Origin of the sequence: Janthinobacterium sp. BJB304, assembly GCF_002735765.1 — a bacterium.
Taxonomy (GTDB): Bacteria; Pseudomonadota; Gammaproteobacteria; order Burkholderiales; family Burkholderiaceae_D; genus Janthinobacterium.
This window is the reverse complement of sequence record NZ_PDZN01000007.1, coordinates 188481-206895: the sequence shown is the minus strand read 5'-3', so window position 1 is coordinate 206895 and position 18415 is coordinate 188481. Positions and strand designations below refer to the sequence as shown.

General features: G+C 49.0%; 13 protein-coding genes and 1 pseudogene. 6 read left to right on the top strand and 8 right to left on the bottom strand.

Features of this window, described 5'->3' with window-relative positions:
- Positions 1-174: 174 nt before the first annotated feature.
- The 3 genes and pseudogenes from CSQ95_RS10810 to CSQ95_RS10800 all read left to right on the top strand — a co-directional run bounded on the left by CSQ95_RS10810 (position 175) and on the right by CSQ95_RS10800 (position 4790).
- Entirely contained in the window at positions 175-3567 is a 3393-nt protein-coding gene (locus CSQ95_RS10810) for a restriction endonuclease (RefSeq protein ID WP_099409499.1), read from the top strand.
- 120 nt (positions 3568-3687) lie between these two features.
- Positions 3688-4140 carry a transposase gene (locus tag CSQ95_RS10805; RefSeq protein ID WP_143449941.1) on the top strand — a complete coding sequence of 151 codons (453 nt, stop codon included), beginning with the start codon at positions 3688-3690 and terminating at the stop codon, positions 4138-4140.
- Positions 4037-4790, top strand: a pseudogene (locus CSQ95_RS10800) (IS30 family transposase). The gene CSQ95_RS10805 and the pseudogene CSQ95_RS10800 overlap by 104 nt, the downstream one beginning before the upstream one ends.
- Positions 4791-4884: 94 nt before the next feature.
- Here CSQ95_RS10800 and CSQ95_RS10795 read toward each other — a convergent pair.
- Complete coding sequence (locus tag CSQ95_RS10795; RefSeq protein ID WP_180279022.1) at positions 4885-6051, bottom strand: site-specific integrase; 1167 nt, start codon at positions 6049-6051, stop codon at positions 4885-4887.
- Positions 6052-6369: 318 nt separating this feature from the next.
- On the bottom strand, positions 6370-7038 hold the full coding sequence (locus CSQ95_RS10790; RefSeq protein WP_257218018.1) for a site-specific integrase: 669 nt from the start codon (positions 7036-7038) through the stop codon (positions 6370-6372).
- A gap of 132 nt (positions 7039-7170) precedes the next feature.
- Between CSQ95_RS10790 and CSQ95_RS10785 the strand changes: the two genes are divergently transcribed.
- Positions 7171-7491: an H-NS family nucleoid-associated regulatory protein gene (locus CSQ95_RS10785; RefSeq protein ID WP_099409495.1), complete on the top strand. Its 321-nt coding sequence runs from the start codon at positions 7171-7173 to the stop codon at positions 7489-7491.
- A 1744-nt stretch (positions 7492-9235) separates the two neighbouring features.
- Here the strand turns inward: CSQ95_RS10785 and CSQ95_RS10780 are convergent.
- The 5 genes from CSQ95_RS10780 to CSQ95_RS10765 form a co-directional block, all read right to left on the bottom strand.
- Positions 9236-9478: a hypothetical protein gene (locus CSQ95_RS10780; protein ID WP_099409494.1), complete on the bottom strand. Its 243-nt coding sequence runs from the start codon at positions 9476-9478 to the stop codon at positions 9236-9238.
- A 37-nt stretch (positions 9479-9515) separates the two neighbouring features.
- Positions 9516-10133 (bottom strand): hypothetical protein, encoded by a 618-nt coding sequence (locus CSQ95_RS29065; RefSeq protein WP_143449940.1) that lies wholly within the window; start codon positions 10131-10133, stop codon positions 9516-9518.
- Positions 10134-10593: 460 nt separating this feature from the next.
- Positions 10594-11718, bottom strand: a complete 1125-nt coding sequence (locus tag CSQ95_RS10775) for a sulfotransferase (protein WP_099409493.1) — start codon at positions 11716-11718, stop codon at positions 10594-10596.
- Positions 11719-11879: 161 nt separating this feature from the next.
- Positions 11880-12497: an adenylyl-sulfate kinase gene (gene cysC, locus CSQ95_RS10770; RefSeq protein ID WP_099409492.1), complete on the bottom strand. Its 618-nt coding sequence runs from the start codon at positions 12495-12497 to the stop codon at positions 11880-11882.
- A gap of 23 nt (positions 12498-12520) precedes the next feature.
- A complete protein-coding gene (locus tag CSQ95_RS10765) occupies positions 12521-14230 on the bottom strand; it encodes a methyl-accepting chemotaxis protein (RefSeq protein ID WP_099409491.1) in 1710 nt (569 codons plus the stop codon).
- A gap of 314 nt (positions 14231-14544) precedes the next feature.
- On the opposite strand from CSQ95_RS10765, the gene CSQ95_RS10760 reads away from it, so the two are divergent.
- Positions 14545-16131: a sensor domain-containing diguanylate cyclase gene (locus CSQ95_RS10760; RefSeq protein ID WP_180279021.1), complete on the top strand. Its 1587-nt coding sequence runs from the start codon at positions 14545-14547 to the stop codon at positions 16129-16131.
- Between the two features lie 353 nt (positions 16132-16484).
- Positions 16485-16853 carry a cupin domain-containing protein gene (locus CSQ95_RS10755; protein ID WP_099409490.1) on the top strand — a complete coding sequence of 123 codons (369 nt, stop codon included), beginning with the start codon at positions 16485-16487 and terminating at the stop codon, positions 16851-16853.
- A gap of 248 nt (positions 16854-17101) precedes the next feature.
- Here the strand turns inward: CSQ95_RS10755 and CSQ95_RS29060 are convergent, their stop codons facing one another.
- A complete protein-coding gene (locus CSQ95_RS29060; RefSeq protein WP_143449939.1) occupies positions 17102-17533 on the bottom strand; it encodes a hypothetical protein in 432 nt (143 codons plus the stop codon).
- Positions 17534-18415 lie beyond the last annotated feature (882 nt).

Below are 18415 nucleotides of genomic sequence, written 5' to 3'. Positions count from 1 at the left end.
TCGTTAGAAAACCGAATTGATCAGCGCTTCCCTAAGAAGAGCTGTATGATTTTACGAATAGGTGACAACCAGCTTGTAAATTTCCGATAGGTAGCAACGCGCTGAATCCTTCCATAGCATCCATGTGCGCTTTTAATCGCTGCCCTCTGATTAACAAATAACCGGACAACTACAATGGACAATTTGTCCGATACACCACTTGAATTCGACCTTAACAAGCTTTTGGAGCCTCCAGAAGTACGCAATTATCTTGCCTATGAGCCGAAGATTGGGAGTTTGCCTTTTGGTCAGGTCTCGTGGCAGACCTTTGAAAAACTGAGTGCCCGGCTGCTGGAGGCGACAGCTGTCGGGCGTCTAGTGCAAGCTTTTGTCTACGGAGGTCCTGGGCAGGCTCAATACGGAATTGATGTGGTCGCATTGACATCTGGCTCTAGCAAGCAGACAGTCATGCAATGCAAGCATGTCCAGAAAGTAAATCGAGGGCAGCTACGAGAGTGGGTCGCAATGTTCATATCTAAGAAGAAGCTTGGTGATGCTGATCGTTATATCTTATGTCTTCTATACCCAATCGAGAACGATAACAACTTGGTTGAAGAATGGAGTGCGCAAGTTGAGTTGCTAGAAAAAGAGGGCGTCTACGCTGAGCTGTGGAGCGAGAACAAGCTAAATGCCCTGTTGCGTGATCAGCCGGTGCTGGTAACAGAATTTTTTGGTGATAAGATCGCCTCCAATTTCTGTACGTCGGTACCGGTCCCCGATAAACGAGATGCGTCGAAGCCCCTGCTTGAACAATATCGAAAGTGGGTTATTGATGCGAATGACCATTTTTTCGTACCGGGAATTAAACGGAAGATTCCGCTAGCACATCTGCTGCCTATGAGCCTGCAGCCTCGAGAGTTGGAGACCGACACCATTGAAGATGCCGCTACCGCTCTGGAGCGCTATCATAAAGGTATCAAGCGTCCAATATACCGGGGTGAGTTTGATGCAATCTGGACCGCTCGCTTTAAAAGGCTTGCGGTTGTTGTCGCGGGACCGGGTTTAGGAAAGTCAACGTTGATTAGGCAACTGGCCGTCCAGTATGCCATGGACGGATATTTTGTTCTTAGTGTTGCTCTGCAACCTATCGCGGCTGCAATGACAGACGGTGGAGTATTCACGGATTTGCTTTTCAACCACGCACTTAATACATCGCCTTTGCGCCTAAGCAAGTCTGCAAGTTTTGCCGGATTGCAATTGGTTATTTTAGCTGATGGCTTAGACGAGTGCGGAGTTGAGCACAGTAAGGTTGCTAAGCAGCTTAACGACTTTGCATTGGGGCACCCAACTATCCGCCTAGTTGTAACCACAAGGCCAATTGGATATACAACTGGTGAGTTGTCAGATTGGGATCACTACACACTACTGGCTCCAAGGAAGGAGGAGGGCACCCGAAACCTTGCAAAGCTTGTACGCTCGCTTCAGGACCATAGTGCTTCCGAAATGGATAAGTTGAATACAAGTTCTAGTTCGGGCGGAACTTTTCATCCTAGCGACGCGATAGCTATTAGTCCGCAGCTTCTTTGCATGTCTGCATCGCTTGTATGTAGACGCCAAGCTTTGGCGAGTACGCGACTTGGACTTTATTCGCAACTAACCAGTCTATTTAAGCGGCCACCGGAAGGCAAAGCTGACACCTACGATACGATACTGAACATTGTAGGCTGGAAAGTGCTAAACAAACCGTTAATATTGTTTAATGAGCTAGTCGACCAAACTACGAAGTTCTTGAAGCCGCTTTTGGAAAAGCCCCCATTGGTTCTGAAAGAAGAGGTTAGACAAGCGATCGCGCATTGGGAGCGAGTCGGATTAGTCGAAAGAGTATTCCACGGCGAAATGGAGCTACTGACATTCATTCATAAGACGTTCTGCGAGTTCACCGCCTCCAGATTGTTGGCAGAGTATCCGGAGGATCTGACAGAGGAGATTATCGACTCACCCGACAAAAAGGAAGTTGTCGATTTTGCCGTTGGCCAGGGCCTAGCCGATCATTTGATTGCGCTGTTCCTGAAGAGGCACATTGAAGGCCAGCCTGCACAGCTGCCAAGTGCTCTTGCTTTGCTTGGCCAACAGGAAATAGCCGTGTCAGAAAAATCAGCACGAAAGTTGTTAGTGCTTTCGTGGAAGGCAGTTGAGGAAGGTTGCGCAGAAAAATTTATTATTGGACTCTCACTTGCCGAACTTGGTGGCAGGGCCTTCCACTTTGTTAAGACGATAGCTGAAGTAAACTGTCAGGCAAGCCAGCCACACGTTAGGCTCATAGCCTGGGCTATCGTGGTTAATGATCCAGGTCGCTTCAAATATGCTGACTTGTTTGGAGTATTGACAGACTTACTATCCTCTATAGCTCCGTTCGATGTTATTGATCTCTTCAATAAAAGAGATCGAAGTGATCAAAAATTAGTGCAAATTGTTGCGCTGGCAGTAATTAAAATAGAACCCATTGAGACTGTAAAAACGGTAGCGGATTGGGTGTTTCAACATAATTCCCTTCGAACCATTAGCTTTATGATAGATGTAAATCGTATTTTGCGTGCGCGTAATATGGAGGAAATTCCCTTTCCCTTCGGTAATGAGACGGAAAAAAAAAGTGCTCCGTACGCTACCCTGACTCCAATAGGGCCGACATTTATAGATGGCGGTATTCAAGCATGTCGAGAAATTTCTGAAGCGTTCGTGCCTGAAAGCTCGTTGGTAAAGGTGGCGCCCGTCGTGGAATCATCACTAATAGAATTCGCAGCTCTCATGCGTGCGGCTGGCTACGATGAAGTTCCGGTTTCGGATTTCTATGCTTGGCTAGAACCGCACGATGTACAAGCAGCCCAGGCGACGATGCAAGCAGTTGCAATGTTGACCTCGCTTAATTTAGAAAAATTGGCCTTAGATGCGCAGGTGATTCAGCATCGCATAAACGCTGGTTTAGAAACCTCAATTCTAAGGATTTTACCTTCCGTTGATGTGGGTATTCCTCGATGGCATATGGCTCCTTCTGTACCACTCAATCGCGAGGCTGTAATGCGAGGTCTTGCCCATCCATCCTTTTGGATTGCAAAGCTGGCGAGCTGCATTTTTGAATACCTTCCCATATCGAAAGAGCAGCTTGAAGTACTGTTGGACACTGCGAATGGTAATGCGATTGCTTACATCATTCAACTTGCCTCTAAGAATTGCAAGGAAGATATGATTCCTATGTTAAATAAGCGGCTTTGCAGAAGTCCCCTTGGAGATGTTAGTCCGATCTTCCATTTATTCTGCCAGCTGCCAATGCCGGTATCACAGAGCATGTTAAATAAGGCAGAAATATGCGTATGCTCAGATGATCAGAATACAGCTCAGGCAGCCGCCGACCTACTCCATCATTGGGCGGAGAAAGGTGTGCCAGTAGACTTGGAGGTGGTTACTAAAGCCATTGAACACTGGGGTGGAGATGACGGAATGAATAGTTTGATGATTTCTCCTATCGGAGCACTTATCTCGCTTCGGGAAACGCTTAAGGTCACATCGAGAAACCTCGGCCAAGATACTTGAGGCTGAGTAAAATCCTGATATCGAACCAAGCCAGCGAGTACCGTCACTATGAAACCCCGGCTCAGTCTGTTTGCCTAGCATGAGCGTGAGGATCGGCGCGCTAAGCTGAGTGAGCCATTGTTGGGCCTGGCTGAGCATGGGGACTTCGAGGCGTTGGCGGCGCGTATTGATGCCGCTGCACCGCGCCCTTCGCGTGTAAAGGGCGGTCGTCCGGCGTACCCGACGGCACGGATGATTAAGATTCTGGTGCTGCAACAGCTTTACAGCCTTGCCTATGACACGCTGGAATACCAATTGCTGGACCGCCGCAGCTTCCTGCGTTTCTTGGATATGACCGAGAGCAGTAGCATCCCCCACTCCAAAACTATACGGCAGTTTCGTGATCGTCTGGCGCAGGCTTGCTTGGGCAATCAGGTCTTCGGGCAGGTCCAGCAACAGCTTCTGTCGCAGGGCTACAGGAGTGTTGAAGATGAAACAGAAACCACGTATTTATTACACCGAGACGCAGAAGGCCTTGATGTGGGAACGGTGGAAGCAAGGCGATTCTCTGCAGATGATAGCCCAGCTATTTGATCGGAATCACTCATCGATACAGCGGATTCTGGCCGAGTCTGGTGGCATACGGCCAGCGCCGCGATGCCGTTCCAGACTGGCGCTGACACTGGCCGAGCGCGAGGAGGTCTCGCGCGCCATCGTTACCGGCGTATCCATTCGCGCACTTGCCAGGCGCCTTGGACGCGCACCATCGACCATCAGTAGGGAACTCAGGCGCAATGGTGGCCGCGAAGCATATCGTGCGATTCAGGCGGATCAGCATGCTTGGGATCAGGCGCGTCGCCCCAAACCTTGTAAGCTGACGGAGAGTCGCATGCTGGCCAACATGGTTGCCAGCAAGCTCCAATTGCAGTGGTCGCCGGAACAGATTGCTGGCTGGCTCAAGCAGCTGTTCACGAACCACGAGGATCGCCGGGCATAAACGCTTTACATTGGCCACCGACATCCAGGTCTACTTCTGCGATCCACAGAATCCATGGCAGCGCGGCTCAAATGAAAATACCAACGGCCTGTTGCGCCAGTATTTCCCCAAGGGATTGGATATTTCCTCGTATTCGCAAGAGCAACTCGACGCGGTAGCCAGACGACTCAACGAGCGCCCCAGGAAGACGCTACACTACCAAACACCGGCTCAACGATTTGAACAGTGTGTTACGTTGACCGATTGAATCCGCAACGTCGTGCCGATATTCACTAGGTATTCCTGTCACTTCGCTGCATACCCATCTGCTGGCGATATATTTACGGGTTTTGTTAGTCGCGCTAAAGTACGAGTTTTGCTAACGCGCCGGCGGCAACGTCTCCTCGCAGATGGCCATAGTATTTTTCGATCATTGCTACCGAGGTGCCGCTAATCTGTGCAACGGTCAGCAGATCCAGTCCACCGTGAACCAAGTCGGTGATTGCCGCGTGTCGAAGGGAGTAGGCGACGGTGTTTGATGGTAGTCCCGCGTCTTTGGCTGCGGCCTTGAGCGGATGTTTCCAGGAGTCTTTATTCCATGCGCTTCCATCAGCACGGGCAAGGAGCGGTGCGGTGCTTGGTCGATCCTGCACACACTCCCTAAGAAATTGGGAAATTTCTGGCGGAATTTTAAATTTCCTGACTGTCCCGCTCTTGTCTGTGCCGATTTTCAATATTTCGAATTTGGTGTCGAAATCAGCAACGAGCAGGGCGGCAAGTGCGCCTGGTCTTAGTGGCAGCATAGACAACCCTTTGATGAACTGCGCCAGGTCTGGCGGTGCCATGCGAATCAAATCTTTTCGCTGATTGCGGTCTAGATAAAGTTCACGCCGTTTGGTGACGTTCTTGAAGGCCGCCAGTGGGATGCGCCAGGCGAAGTCGCTGTTCACCTTTCCATCAGAAAGTGCTTGATTGAGTGCTGCGCGTATGGCCGCTATGTCTCGATTGACGGTATCTTTGGATCGTGCGCGGGTGATTGCCGACTTGCCGACCTTAACTGGGGCGGCTACCATGCGATTTCGAAAGGAGTGGATATGTTCCCGCGTGAGCTTTGTTAGTTCAATCCGGTGAACCGGGTCAATGGCGACCCAGCGACGATATCGTGCGTCAAGATCGTCGGCGGCCTTGTTACCCTTCAGTTCTCTAATTTTTGTTGTGTACGCATTGCAGGCGTCCATCACTGTGCTACTCTCAGTTGATCCCCCTTGATGAAGATGAGTAATCCATTTTTTAGCCGTATCGACAGCTCTATCAAAACGTTCGAACGCCGGAAATTGCTCAAGCGAACCTAATGATTTTTGCAGTTGTTTGCGGTTCTCTGAGCGGTACCGGATCATCCAAGTGCCAGTTGTCCCGCTCGTCATCTTGCGAAAGCCGACGAACAATCCCTGGCTGATCCGTTGCCAATATGGATCGCGTCGGCCAGCTAACTTGCCGCGTGCAGTGACGGTGTCGATTCTGTCGCCCATGCTACTTTCCGGTGGACACCTACAGGGGAAAAGGGTAGCGAAAAAATGCCCCTTGTCGCTGGCAGGAGTATGAAAAAAGTATGAAAAACTATAGCGCATTTTGACGGATTTCGTCGGACGAAAATCAAGCTTTTCCCTATGAGAGAGTGGTCCACCGATGTCCAGTAAAGTCCGCTAGTTCGACATTCACACTGCAGGGGTCGCAAGTTCGAAACTTGCACTTCCCACCAAGAATTCGCAATACAATCAAGTACTTATATTAAAGCCGACACATTTATGTAGTCGGCTTTTTTATTGGGTGTAATTTTCGGGTGTAATTTACTTTGCCACCACCAGAGTGGATAGCTTGTCCAGCGTGAGGCGCTGAGCATCCACCTGCAGGTGTGCGTAGCGCTGTGTTGTTTGCACATTGGCATGGCCGAGAATTTTGCTGATCGTATAGAGGTCCACGCCCAAGCCCAGCATGATGCTCGCACAAGAATGGCGCAGATCGTGGAAATTTACGTGGGGCATGCCAGCCTTCACGCGTGCCCGGCGCCACGAAGACTGCACACCGTACAACGTCATCTCCAACGGAAAATACTTCAACCATGGCCGTAAGGCCGGGATGATAGGCGCCACGCGCATCCGGAGTGTTTTAGTATTGCTGGCAGGGAAGGTAATCGAGTCCTTTCCAATATGCTCACGCTGGATCTGGAACAGTTCACCTCGGCGCGCGCCAGTCAGCAGTGCCGCCCATATCGCGGCCTGCGCAATCGGCGTGCAGAAGGATGCGATCTTCCTCACTTGCTCAACCGTGAGAAACACCTCGCGCTTGTTGTTGACGGCCACGTTATCGATCCGCAAGCCATAGTTTTCAGGAATGAGGCGCTGGCGCCATGCCAGCTGCAAGCCTTTTTTTGCGCAGGCCAATGACCGGTTCACCGTCGCTGGCGCATAGGCCGGCTCCAGTTTGCCGGTTTTCTTATTTGGTATGAGCTTGATCATGTTCACCACCTCGATTGTTTGCTTGTTCCTAGTCATATGCACAGTCCTATTCCTATCCGTAAGAATAACGCATAGGCTGTGTCTGGTGAATCAAGGGGCTATTTCAATTTGTACTACTTTCAAGGAGTTCGTATGGATATCTCATCATTATCACTGGCCGAGTTAAAAAAGCTCGAAGCGCAAGCAATTCAAGAAATCAAGAGTCGCAAAAAAGACGAGATGGAAAAAGCCCGTGCGGAAATGCTGGCGATTGCACAACGGGTCGGCGTACCGCTGACCGAGTTAATCGCTGGCGCACCAAAAAATGCAGCGAAGGGAGAGAAAAAAGTTGTGGCTGCTCTGTATCGCAACCCTGACAATCAAGAACAGCAATGGAGCGGTCGAGGCCGCCAACCACTGTGGGTCAAGTCGTGGTTGGAGAAGCATCAATCGCTTGACGGAGTCCGTATTTAACTTGGATCTCCTTAGGTTTCAGGATGGCTTGTGCCTACACCATGCCATTTCGCGCATCGGTAAGCTGTTTTAGACTTTCCTCTTCTGCTAGGTAATGATTGGATTCTTTAGTAGAGTCGAAAAATACTTGAACTTGGTGATGCATTAGCAATGCAGGTTATGTCGTCATGAGCCGCTTGAAAAATATCGCTGATTTCTACTGTTGAGCTTCAGGCCATTTGCCTCCATCTGTTGAAGCTGCCCAAAATGTTGCCATTCGTGTGCAAGATCTAACCTGGTCATCGTCTCTGGATGGTATTCAAACACCTTCCCGGGTGAAAACTCCCCTCTTGCCTGAAGCAGAGGATTCGCATTCACTTCGTACCCCGCACGGCGCAACACATCCATTTTTTGTGCAAAGCTAGAGGATTCAATAGCTGGGGCATCCAGAACTGCCCCCCCGTTTTTGACATGTCATCGCCATTCATTCGCTGCCATCGCATTACATCGGGATTCGACGGAGCAGGCAACTTTACATATACCTGTTCATCATCGCCAAATCGTATTGGCGTGAACTCACCATTCTTCAATGCGGAAGGCGCAGCGCCATTTGCCCCAACCTTTCCCAGCAAATTAACGGCTTTCACTTCAGTTTGCTCTAGCGCCAGAGTTCCCAAGCGAGGTCCTGGAGGCACCGCATACATCCGAAGAGCAGATTTATCCAGCACCGTATGAAAGACGGATGCGAGACGGATGCGGCACTAATCAGCACTGCACGCCACAGGGCGGTACCAGATTGCACATTGACCGTACCCGGCCGTATTTTGGAGAGAGGACTCTTCTAGTCCTGGCCTGTAGTTTTACTCCTGCAACTATGCCGCGCGGCATTGCATTTCAAATGGCCGAATCTACAGTCCAGAGGTCTTGATGGGTCACTTCACGCGACCTGGGCTACAGTAATTCGCAATTTGAAATCCCATAGCAATCGCTGATTGCTCCGCTTCGCCCTCCGTTTCTTTGTGCTCATAACAAGAGAAATGTTGATCCAAATATCCTTGCTTCGTCAGTAAAAGTTGCCCTTGCCAGCAACCTTCTGGGAGTCGATGCGCAAAGGCTGAAATCGTAAAGCCGTTGTGGAAGGTGGGGTTTCTATAAGTCATGTTGTCCTGGCTATTCGTGTGGAGATTGGATAAGCGTTCCAATCTGTCACTTTTAGGTGTTTTGTGGCAGAGGAAACGCTTGAAACATCATTGTCGAAAAATGGTAGCATTTTTGGCAATCAAATAAATGACCGGATAGTGACGAAAACATGAGGAAATTTGACATCTATTTGATATTAATCAATTTTCTATTAGGTAAATAGTGATTGGTGGGAGAAGACCACTACTTCGGTATGCTTGTATGACTGCGGAATCATGACTTGGAGTGCAGTGTCTTCGTCAAGACCTTAAAGTCACTAACTCATTCTCAATAATCGAGTATCTGGTCTGATAGCACTTTGGAGGAGTTTTTTTGAGTAAGGTCGTAGGCAGTTGCAAAGAAGAGACACATCATGCAGACCGTCTTTGATTGGCTTGTCGTTGATGGTCGATAATGCATATCGACCAGTTAAGACGATTCAGAAGTGGTAATTTGATGTTGAGGAACACGTTATATTGGCGTACGTGGGAATATATATTCGCACTTCCCAATGCCTCAGTTAAAGGCTATCCGTTGCAATTTTCTTGACGAATGCTATTTTTCTGAAGTATCTCAATGTGACAAGCTACTTGTCATACGCAATGCGCTCCCAGTCTTCAAGATCCTCTGGTATTCCAAGGATAGTGAGATCGATGCCAGACGAATGACTAAAGGTGTAACCATGTGCCAAGTCCGCTGCGGCCTGTTCGGGCGAATGATAGTTTCCCAGTTTTTCATTGCAGAACACGGCATAGAATCGCCCCGTGGTTGCGTGAAAATCGATCTGAGCCAGTCCTTTTCGGGTCCCAAATATGTATATGGTTTGCATGTCGATTCTTTTAATGATTGATGAGCACTGCCTGCAATTAACCCGAGAAATTTGAACTTGCCAGTTCTGCGGACTTGGTCTCCATCGGGTTGGCCCAGTTTTCTTCGCTTCCTGGGAAGCTATCGAATCTATGGCGAATCATCAAAATATTATTGCATTTTAGGCTGACTTGGTATGGTTTTCCATTGAGAAAGCTGTAACTGGAAAGTTCATAGAACGCCGCTAGGGCAGTGCCACAGTCAGATGTCTTTGTTGTGAACCATTGAAAAGTAAATTTCCTCAAGGTGGACAGGTAAACATAATAAATAGGTTTCTTTAGGTTTCTTGCAGATCGATAACGCTTAACATTATTCTTCTTGTTTTTTGCGGAGCTACGGGAGCGGGGGAAGGATTGTACAGGTAATCCTGTGTCAATAATGGATAAAATTGCCCCACTATATACGAGCTCATGAGCGTATGCCGATGCTTCGATTTGCGCACCACGAAATGATTTGAAGGTGCTTGGTGTATCAATCGTCAAGGCTGGTTCAATGGTAGCGCATGTGTCGCCTCTCTTTGAGAGTAGAATCCTTCCTTTGTAACGGTATTCAGAGGTAAGTATGGCGCAGATGTGAAAAACGTAGCCATCTAAATGATGTTCGTGCGTAAATTCCATGGCAGGCATCTCCTTGATGGTATTGTGCAGTGATAAACTTCACCTCGGGAAATAATGCAAACAAGCTTGACGTAGATCAATACAGCCAATGTCCAGTTAATCACTTCCTCGCCTACATGTGCTAGCGGAAATGAAATTCAGCGACTGGAGTTGTTAGCTATTATTGCGGATGTTGAGCAATGCTACATAACGTCAATGCAATGGGCCGTGTTGCGCTGGCGTCTATGGGTGCTAGCGGATCGCCGCGGAGGAATATCATTCCAATGAGGGGGCGTAGCACTCATGGAGCTGAATCAAAAGCAGGCCGTTAACTGGTAACTCCGATAAGATGGCATCCACCGGCTTCCTCGCGCTACTCATGGCTTATGCGTCCATGGTGCTTCGCCCATGGCACGTGCTCCCTCGACAGTGGAACCTAAATGCTCTAATACCTACATTAAAGTCGTTGCTAGCTCGGCAACTAGCCTTGTATCTCAAACGAGGTTGAATCAAGTTCTTCCAACTTGCCCATGGTTCCACGATCAAAGTACTCAGCTTGCTGACCAAGGCGGTCGCGCAGTTGCGTTAGATAGTCGATGCGAAAACGTCGCAGGATGTAGTCACGGAAGTTGTCTTGTTCCAGCTTGCGCCATGCCTGTTTTCGCTTGATGCTCGAATGCTCTGTCGCTACAGCGAAGCGATCTTGCGAAATCCTGGCATTGCTAGAAGTCAGGCGCGTATAGCCATAGCGGTCCATGTGCTTGCCAGCCATTGTTTCAATGAGGTTAATTTCATGCTCGGAGAGTTGTTGCTTGAATTTTTCGATGTTGCCGGCAATCGGTGGAAAGCAGTTGGAAGACCATAGTGACGAAAGCTGGGCAATCTGCCTGGCTTCTTGCGAATTGGTCACGTCGAGCATCTGGGGCAGGAAGTCAATACCGAGAAAGCGGCATATAGTCTCTAGTGTGGCCTGTTGCTGTAGCAAGAAGTCTTCATAGCGTATTGTCAGCACGCGGTGCGGATGGCTGCACATGACTTGATCTGCCGCCTGATGTGCTGCCACCCACGCTTGGGTGTTAAGCAAGGTATCAAAATCGTGAATGATTGCACGGTTCATTGATGCCACCTGTGCACGGGGATCGCGTACGACATTTATGAACAGCATCTCAGGATAGAGTTTCATGAGGTCGTCAGTGTAATGCACGCTATCGAGCGCTTTGTCCATCACTACCTGAGCATGTTGTCGCTCACCGGCCTGGAGTAGTAACTCCCATCCCACGCGATGAATACTGCGCGGCTGGTGACGCCCTGCCTCGAAAATTTCCACAGGGTCAAACACCACGCCAGGCCACTTGACCATGCTGACTGTTTGCAGGCCTACCACATCCACAACTAGCTGGAAGTAGTTTCGGTCGTCCTGCAGGTCACCATATAGGTCGAGCAGCGGCATCATGTCGACGATATGCAAAGGGTATGGGGAAAAGAACTGCGGCGACATATTTAGCCGAAGGCGCAGTGCATGGCTACCGCAGCGGCGCAGCGGGATCATCATGACCGGGCGCGGACGTGGAGCGCTTGTGGATTTGTTTGCGATCAGGAATGTCATTTTTACCTCAAGAAACCTGCCAGCAGGCCAGTACTGTGTCTATGATGATCGAGGTGGAACTGTTGCAAAAAAATAGACCGAAGCAAATTGCGTTAGGACATACTCGCTACAGTGAAGGCTTTTCTGTTGAATGCATCGTGTAGAGCATGTTCGCCAAAGAGTCAGACAAAACGCTGGGACAGATGCTGAAACAGGCGCTCACAAGACTCTTCTTGCGACAGCCTGCTGGTGTCCAGCGCCAGTGTTGGTGCCAGCGGCTCCTCGTAAGGAGCAGAAATGCCAGTGAATTCCTGAATCACTCCGGCACGCGCTTTTTTGTAAAGTCCTTTTGGATCCCGCTCTTCGCAGACAGTGCACGGCGTACTAATATATGTTTCGATAAAGTTATGTGCGCCAATGATCTGGCGTGCCATCTCCCGGTCACGGCTCAGCGGCGAGATGAAAGCACAGATGACAATCAGGCCAGCGTCGTTCATCAAGCGGGCCACTTCGGCGGTGCGGCGAATATTCTCCTGTCTGTCACTGGGGGAAAAACCTAGATCGCAGTTGAGGTGGTGGCGCATATTGTCGCCATCAAGTACATATGCCAAGTGCCCCGCACCTACCAGCCGGCTTTCCAGTGCACACGCCATCGTCGATTTTCCGGCCCCGCTGAGTCCAGTCAACCACACCGTCGCAGCGCGCTGGCCCATTTGGCGGTGACGCGTCTCCTGTGTCACTTGACGGGTATGCCAAAAGACATGGGGCGCAATACTACCTGCATTGCGGGCCTTTTCCATTTGATTTCCCCTTGACCTATTGATTAGAATTGTTGCCATTCTGATTCAAGCGTCTTATATTGGCCTGCGCGGCTGGTCGTCGCTGGTATCAAAGGGGGCTTCGGCATCACAGGGGGCACCATCCCAGTGACGGGTTGTCGCACTGGATGTAATGCAGGGAATCGGGAGTCAAGCTGAAAAACGCGCACTACATCATTCAAGCAGTGGACCTGCTCCTGCAACGCCTGCGCAGCGGCGGCGGCTTCCTCCACCAGCGCCGCATTCTGTTGCGTTACGTTGTCCATTTGCATTATTGCCATGTTGATCTGTTCGATGCCGGACGATTGTTCCTGACTGGCCGACATCATCTCTGACATGATGTCGGTGACGCGTTTGACGCTGACTACGACCTCGTGCATTGTAGTGCCGGCTTGGTCGACTAGTTTATTGCCCGCCTGCACCTTCTCTACCGAGTCACCGATCAGGTCCTTGATTTCCTTTGCCGCCGTCGCCGAGCGCTGTGCCAGGCTGCGCACCTCGGCAGCAACCACTGCAAAGCCGCGTCCTAGTTCGCCCGCCCGAGCCGCCTCCACTGCCGCGTTGAGCGCCAGGATATTCGTTTGAAAGGCGATGCCGTCAATGACGGCAATGATGTCGACGATCTTGCGCGCCGAGATATCAATGGCGGCCATCGTGTGGACGACTTGGGCTACCACCGTCCCTCCCTGGGAGGCGATACTCGAGGCGGCCGCGGCTAGTTCGTTGGCCTGATGGGCATGGTCGGCGTTCAAGCGCACGGTGCTTGTTAATTCTTCCATTGACGATGCCGTTTCCTCCAGTGTGCTGGCCTGCTGCTCTGTGCGTGAGGATAGATCCAGATTACCCATAGCAATTTGTCCCGCGGCTGTGGCGATGGTTTCGGTGCTCATGTGGACTTGTTGAACAATTTGGCCCAGGCTATCGCGCATAGATCGCATGGCAAATAGCAGGCTGTGCGTGTCTCCGCTGCGGGTATTGATGCGAACAGCAAGATTGCCGTCCGCGATCTGGCTGGCAATTTCGACAGCCTCTGCAGGTTCGCAACCCAGTTGTTTGCTGATGCCAGTTGTAATCAATACAGCGGCAACCAGGCTCGCGATCAGAGCTAGCGAACCGATACTCAGCATCATCACCCTGGCCTGGACATACGCAGCTTCAGCTATCGCTGTGCCTTCGTTGTTCTGACTCTCCTCTACTGCGATAAGCTTGCGCATCAACTCCCACCAACGTTTCTGTATCGGTCGGAACTCATAGCGCAGGAGTTGGTAGGCTTCGTCTTGTTTTTGTGCCAGGGCCAATGCAGAGGCGCGCTGGACAAAGGGAGTCGCAAGTAAGGATTGTTTCTTAATCTGCTCGAGTAGCTCTATTTCTTCGGCAGAGGTACTCTCCAGGCGCTCGAACATGCGGCTCAAATTCCCCTGAGCGGCTTCATATCTTTTTTCCTGTTCAGATATGCGCTCAACTTCGAGCTGAATCTCTTTTTCATTCTTTAGCAGGATCAGATTGCGTACGGCCAGGGCGCGCTCAGTCACACTGAGATCCATGGTTTGGGCCAGTCTGGTTTCGACGTTGTTGACCTTGGTGGCTTCGTTCATTCGGTTCTGTATCTGCTGCATACTGTTCAGCCCGAGTGCGATCACCAGGATGAGCAATAGGGCTATCAAACCGAAACCGAGGCCAAGGCGAGTCGCTATTTTCAGATGTCTAAATGACATAACTTCTCCTAAATGCCTTGATTCCTACTCCAAATTGATGCGGATTTATCAGCAGGTGCAAGTCGATCATATTGGTCGGGGAGGGGCGGAAAGTCTCACATAATCACTTTCAACAAATGCGCAACAAAAAAAAATAAATCTGCGCTGTCTTTGATATTTAACATGGCGCACCAGAGGAATGACAACTCAAACTCAGGTAGAAGACAGAGTCGATGCACTCTATGTTTTTATTTCTAGTGGTTACTTTTCGTGATTATTCACATTAACGAGTACGGCATTTAACACTGAAAACATCGGCGAAAAAAGGAGGGGCTATGTCTGATATCGATGGTTTGGTACAAGATTCAAGTAGTTTTAGCCTGCGGAGATTTTCACTGGTGCCCATGGCGATTGTATTCGTTGTCTTGGTTTGCCTTTCCATTCTTGTGGTTCAGCTAGGAATGATTTGGCGGGCAAGGAACGTCGAGCTGGCCCAGGCGGGTCAAGCTAGCTCAAACCTGGCACATGCCATTGCACAGCATGCATATGACACGATCAAAGAAGCCGATACACTATTGGTTGGCTTGGTGGAGCGAATTGAAATAGATGGTGTATCTGAGATCGAGTTGAATCGCATTCACACTCTTCTGGTCACGCGAGTAACTGAATTGCCCCAACTGCATGGAATATTTGTCTATGATAAAAAAGGCAACTGGTTGGTGAATTCCCAGAAAGTTTTGCTTAAAAATTTAAATAATTCTGATCGTGAATATTTTGAATATCATCGAACGCACAGTAATCGCGGTCCATATATTGGTCCTCCTGTGCGCAGCAAATCGACGGGTGAGTGGATTATCACAGTATCTCGCAGAATTAACCTTCCAGATGGAAATTTTGGTGGCGTGGCACTTGCCACCATTAATATGACATACTTCAGATCATTTTATGATCTATTTTCTATAGGCGATAGGGGTGCGATTTTCATCGCCAATGAAAGAGGAATATTGTTATTAAGAAGGCCATTCGATGCCAGCAAATTGGGGCGAGATATCTCAAAGTTACCATTGTTTCATGACTATTTGCCGAAATCAGATAGCGGAACAGCAGTGATAAAATCCGGGCAAGATGGCGTTGTTCGGATAAATAGCTATCGAAGAATAGAGGAGTATCCATTAGTTGTCTCTGCCGCTTTGTCGCAGGATGAGATTCTGGAAAATTGGTTCAGCGATGCATGCATACAAGTTTCTGCGGGAGGCGTATTGGTCTTGCTCATCGGATTTCTTGGATATCGGATGATCAGGCAAATTGACTTGCGATCGAAAATTGCAGTAAAACTCGAGGAAACGAGCAATGAACTAAAAATATCGAATGATATTCTGGCACATCTTGTCATGCAAGATGGACTGACCGGCTTGGCGAATCGACGGTATTTTGACGAAGCGTTGGCAGAGGAGTTTAATCGTGCACAGCGCGGGGAAAGCACCCTTGGATTGCTGATGATCGATGTAGATTTTTTCAAACAATATAACGATATCTATGGTCATGTCGCTGGCGACGAGTGCCTGAAGAAAATTGCTCATACGCTTACCATGGCCATGCGCCGAGCAGGCGATGTTGCTGCACGTTATGGCGGCGAAGAATTTGTGGTCTTATTGCCAGGAACGGATATTGTTGGCGTAGTCGCTGTTGCTGAAAGTATTCGGCTTGCAGTCGAAGCTTTAGGCATCCCGCATAGCGGTAACCCACTTGATGTTGTAACAGTAAGTATCGGTGTGGAAGCATTTTCACCAATTCACCTGGAGAATGAGGCAGTTGAATTGGTCGAGTCCGCCGATAAGGCACTGTACAAGGCCAAGGAGTCGGGGCGTAATAAAGTATGCCATCTTGGGCAGTCGGAGACGGTGTTTCTTTTTGTGAATTGAATATTTCTTGAATTGGGTGGGAAGGGGCGATATTTTATGGCTTGCCACTTGCAATAATTGCACTTAATTTATTTATTCCATGAAGTGAATGGAGATATATGAATTTGAAGAAAATATTTATTGGATTAATGTTGATGTATTGATGTCGAGATTTTTGGTTGTTTTAAGTAAATGCAAAGAAATAGCATAGTTGTAAATTTTTATTATTGAACTATATTGAAACGTCCAGCATGACATTTTGGTGTGGCAGTTGATCGTGAGGTGTTGGGCTGTGGGGGGGCGTACTGTTTCTTGGTGAACCATTTTTATTTGGAAATATCATTCTTTCCAGTAATTAAAAGGAGAGTCAGGCTATGAATGCAATGTTGGAAAAGAAATCCTGGGATAAACCGGACGAAGTCCGCCCATTCAAAGATGGCGCAGGTCAGATGGCTGTCTTCACGCTTGGCAACCAGACAATGGGGCGTGGCGAATTTGAACCTGGCTGGCGCTGGAGTCTGCACGTAAAACCGATAGCAGGTACAGATTCCTGCCAAGCAACTCATACCGGCATGGTCCTCGAAGGACGAATGATCGTTAAAATGAACGATGGGTCTGAAATGGAGTATGGACCTGGTGATGTTTTTTATATGCCACCAGGGCACGATGCCTGGGTAGTTGGCAGTCAGCGTTGCGTATTGTTTGATGTAACAGGCGTCGCAAAGTACGCCAAACCACAATAGTGCCTGCCGGGTTCGAGTACCCGCTTCACTACTCTGCGTCATTTGGAAGTATTCGCTGGCCCTGGAATGCCTTCTTCCTCAAGAACCAGGGCTGCTGTCTTTGCGGCCTGAAGTTAGCCAACTCGGCAGTTGAGTTGTTTACTGATCGCTTGCCATTCCTCATGCAGGTCAAGAGGTACATGATTGCGTGCCGGAACCGTTTCAAGCTGGTTTCGACCGAGTCGGAAACACCATTTTCTCATTTTTTTTCATTCCAAATTTCCATATCCCCACCAAATTGCTGTCATCAACACGATTTTCAATAGAAAATATGTGGCTAGTATGGCAATGGTGCGGCGGAAGAAAATTTGTTTTTTCTTATTGAGCTTGTTATACGGAAATTGCATGGTTGTTGCTAAAAGAACTTTCCTGCATGAATCATTGATGTAGATCATACGTTCGCAGTGACGTTGTGCACACCCAGCGATACAGTATTCATTCACCTGCAATACAGACGGCATGTGCTGATCCAATGTATTGCATCGCGCGAGTGGTAACGCTATGTCATGAAAGGAATGCTCTCCATGCTTACGGATATCTGGGTAGTTCGGAACGGCAGTGATTATCTTTTGTTGCACGGCCATTTGCGCTTGGCTACCACCTTGGTGGGGGAGGGCGCCGCCTATGTCGAGGTCAAGCATGAGGGACTCGTCAAAATCACACGTGGACCCGGGTGCTTCCAGGTAGATTCCGGCCATGGATTGCTACCGCTTAGTGTCACATTGGCCGATATTCATGGCTACAGATAGATCCCGCGCATGATTGTGCTATTCAGATGCCGCAAACGAAAGATAGTTTCTCCGCCTGCAGCCGTGGATAAGTGACTTGAACGAGGCCGGCGCATCCGTGGGCAGGTCTGACTTGTTTTTGCCTATCGATGTCACTTGAGCATCGAGTACTCGGTGTTGCTATCCTTTTACGTTGCTTTTGATAGGAAGCATGCCTCAGTCAGTGGCTCCCCCTGCAGCGGCCTTTTGCTGTATCTGCTACCTGGCCGCCCCTACAGAAAAGACAGCTTGTCAGCGCCGGGAGGTGCTGCCTCGGCTGCTCTGATGTCTACGTGCGCGGGCCCATCACCCAGAACTCGTGCGCAGAACGGCACGCCTACAGTCCGTATCGAGGAATCTGATGCGTTTGCGATTCAGATACAGTTCAGTCTCAGGTGAGGAAATCTACCAGCACGGAAGGACGTTGTTGATGCATTTATGCATGAAAGGTCCGGTTAGTGTCTTGGTGCCTTTTTGGAAATTTTGTTATTGTTATATGAATTATTGTTAAAAATATTTCCAGTGAAAATTAAAAGATGATTTGCGATAGATCAATACGTGTGTTTTCTGCAAGTATCTAATGAGGTTGACTATTGATCTATGTCAAGACTGATATGCTGCATTTGACAGATGGATATCAGCGATATCGCAGAACGTCGATCTGATCTGTCAAAGTAATTGTGAAATATTTCAAATAAATTCATTTTCTTCGTAGTTATTTTTATGTTAATCTTATTAATTGTTAAATAATATTAT

Coding starts and splice junctions, on each gene's coding strand:
- CSQ95_RS10810 (WP_099409499.1), top strand. CDS start 175: ATGGACAATTTGTCCGATACACCACTTGAATTCGACCTTAACAAGCTT.
- CSQ95_RS10795 (WP_180279022.1), bottom strand. CDS start 6,051: ATGGGCGACAGAATCGACACCGTCACTGCACGCGGCAAGTTAGCTGGC.
- CSQ95_RS10790 (WP_257218018.1), bottom strand. CDS start 7,038: ATGATCAAGCTCATACCAAATAAGAAAACCGGCAAACTGGAGCCGGCC.
- CSQ95_RS10785 (WP_099409495.1), top strand. CDS start 7,171: ATGGATATCTCATCATTATCACTGGCCGAGTTAAAAAAGCTCGAAGCG.
- CSQ95_RS10780 (WP_099409494.1), bottom strand. CDS start 9,478: ATGCAAACCATATACATATTTGGGACCCGAAAAGGACTGGCTCAGATC.
- CSQ95_RS29065 (WP_143449940.1), bottom strand. CDS start 10,133: ATGGAATTTACGCACGAACATCATTTAGATGGCTACGTTTTTCACATC.
- CSQ95_RS10775 (WP_099409493.1), bottom strand. CDS start 11,718: ATGACATTCCTGATCGCAAACAAATCCACAAGCGCTCCACGTCCGCGC.
- cysC (WP_099409492.1), bottom strand. CDS start 12,497: ATGGAAAAGGCCCGCAATGCAGGTAGTATTGCGCCCCATGTCTTTTGG.
- CSQ95_RS10765 (WP_099409491.1), bottom strand. CDS start 14,230: ATGTCATTTAGACATCTGAAAATAGCGACTCGCCTTGGCCTCGGTTTC.
- CSQ95_RS10760 (WP_180279021.1), top strand. CDS start 14,545: ATGTCTGATATCGATGGTTTGGTACAAGATTCAAGTAGTTTTAGCCTG.
- CSQ95_RS10755 (WP_099409490.1), top strand. CDS start 16,485: ATGAATGCAATGTTGGAAAAGAAATCCTGGGATAAACCGGACGAAGTC.
- CSQ95_RS29060 (WP_143449939.1), bottom strand. CDS start 17,533: ATGCTTGACCTCGACATAGGCGGCGCCCTCCCCCACCAAGGTGGTAGC.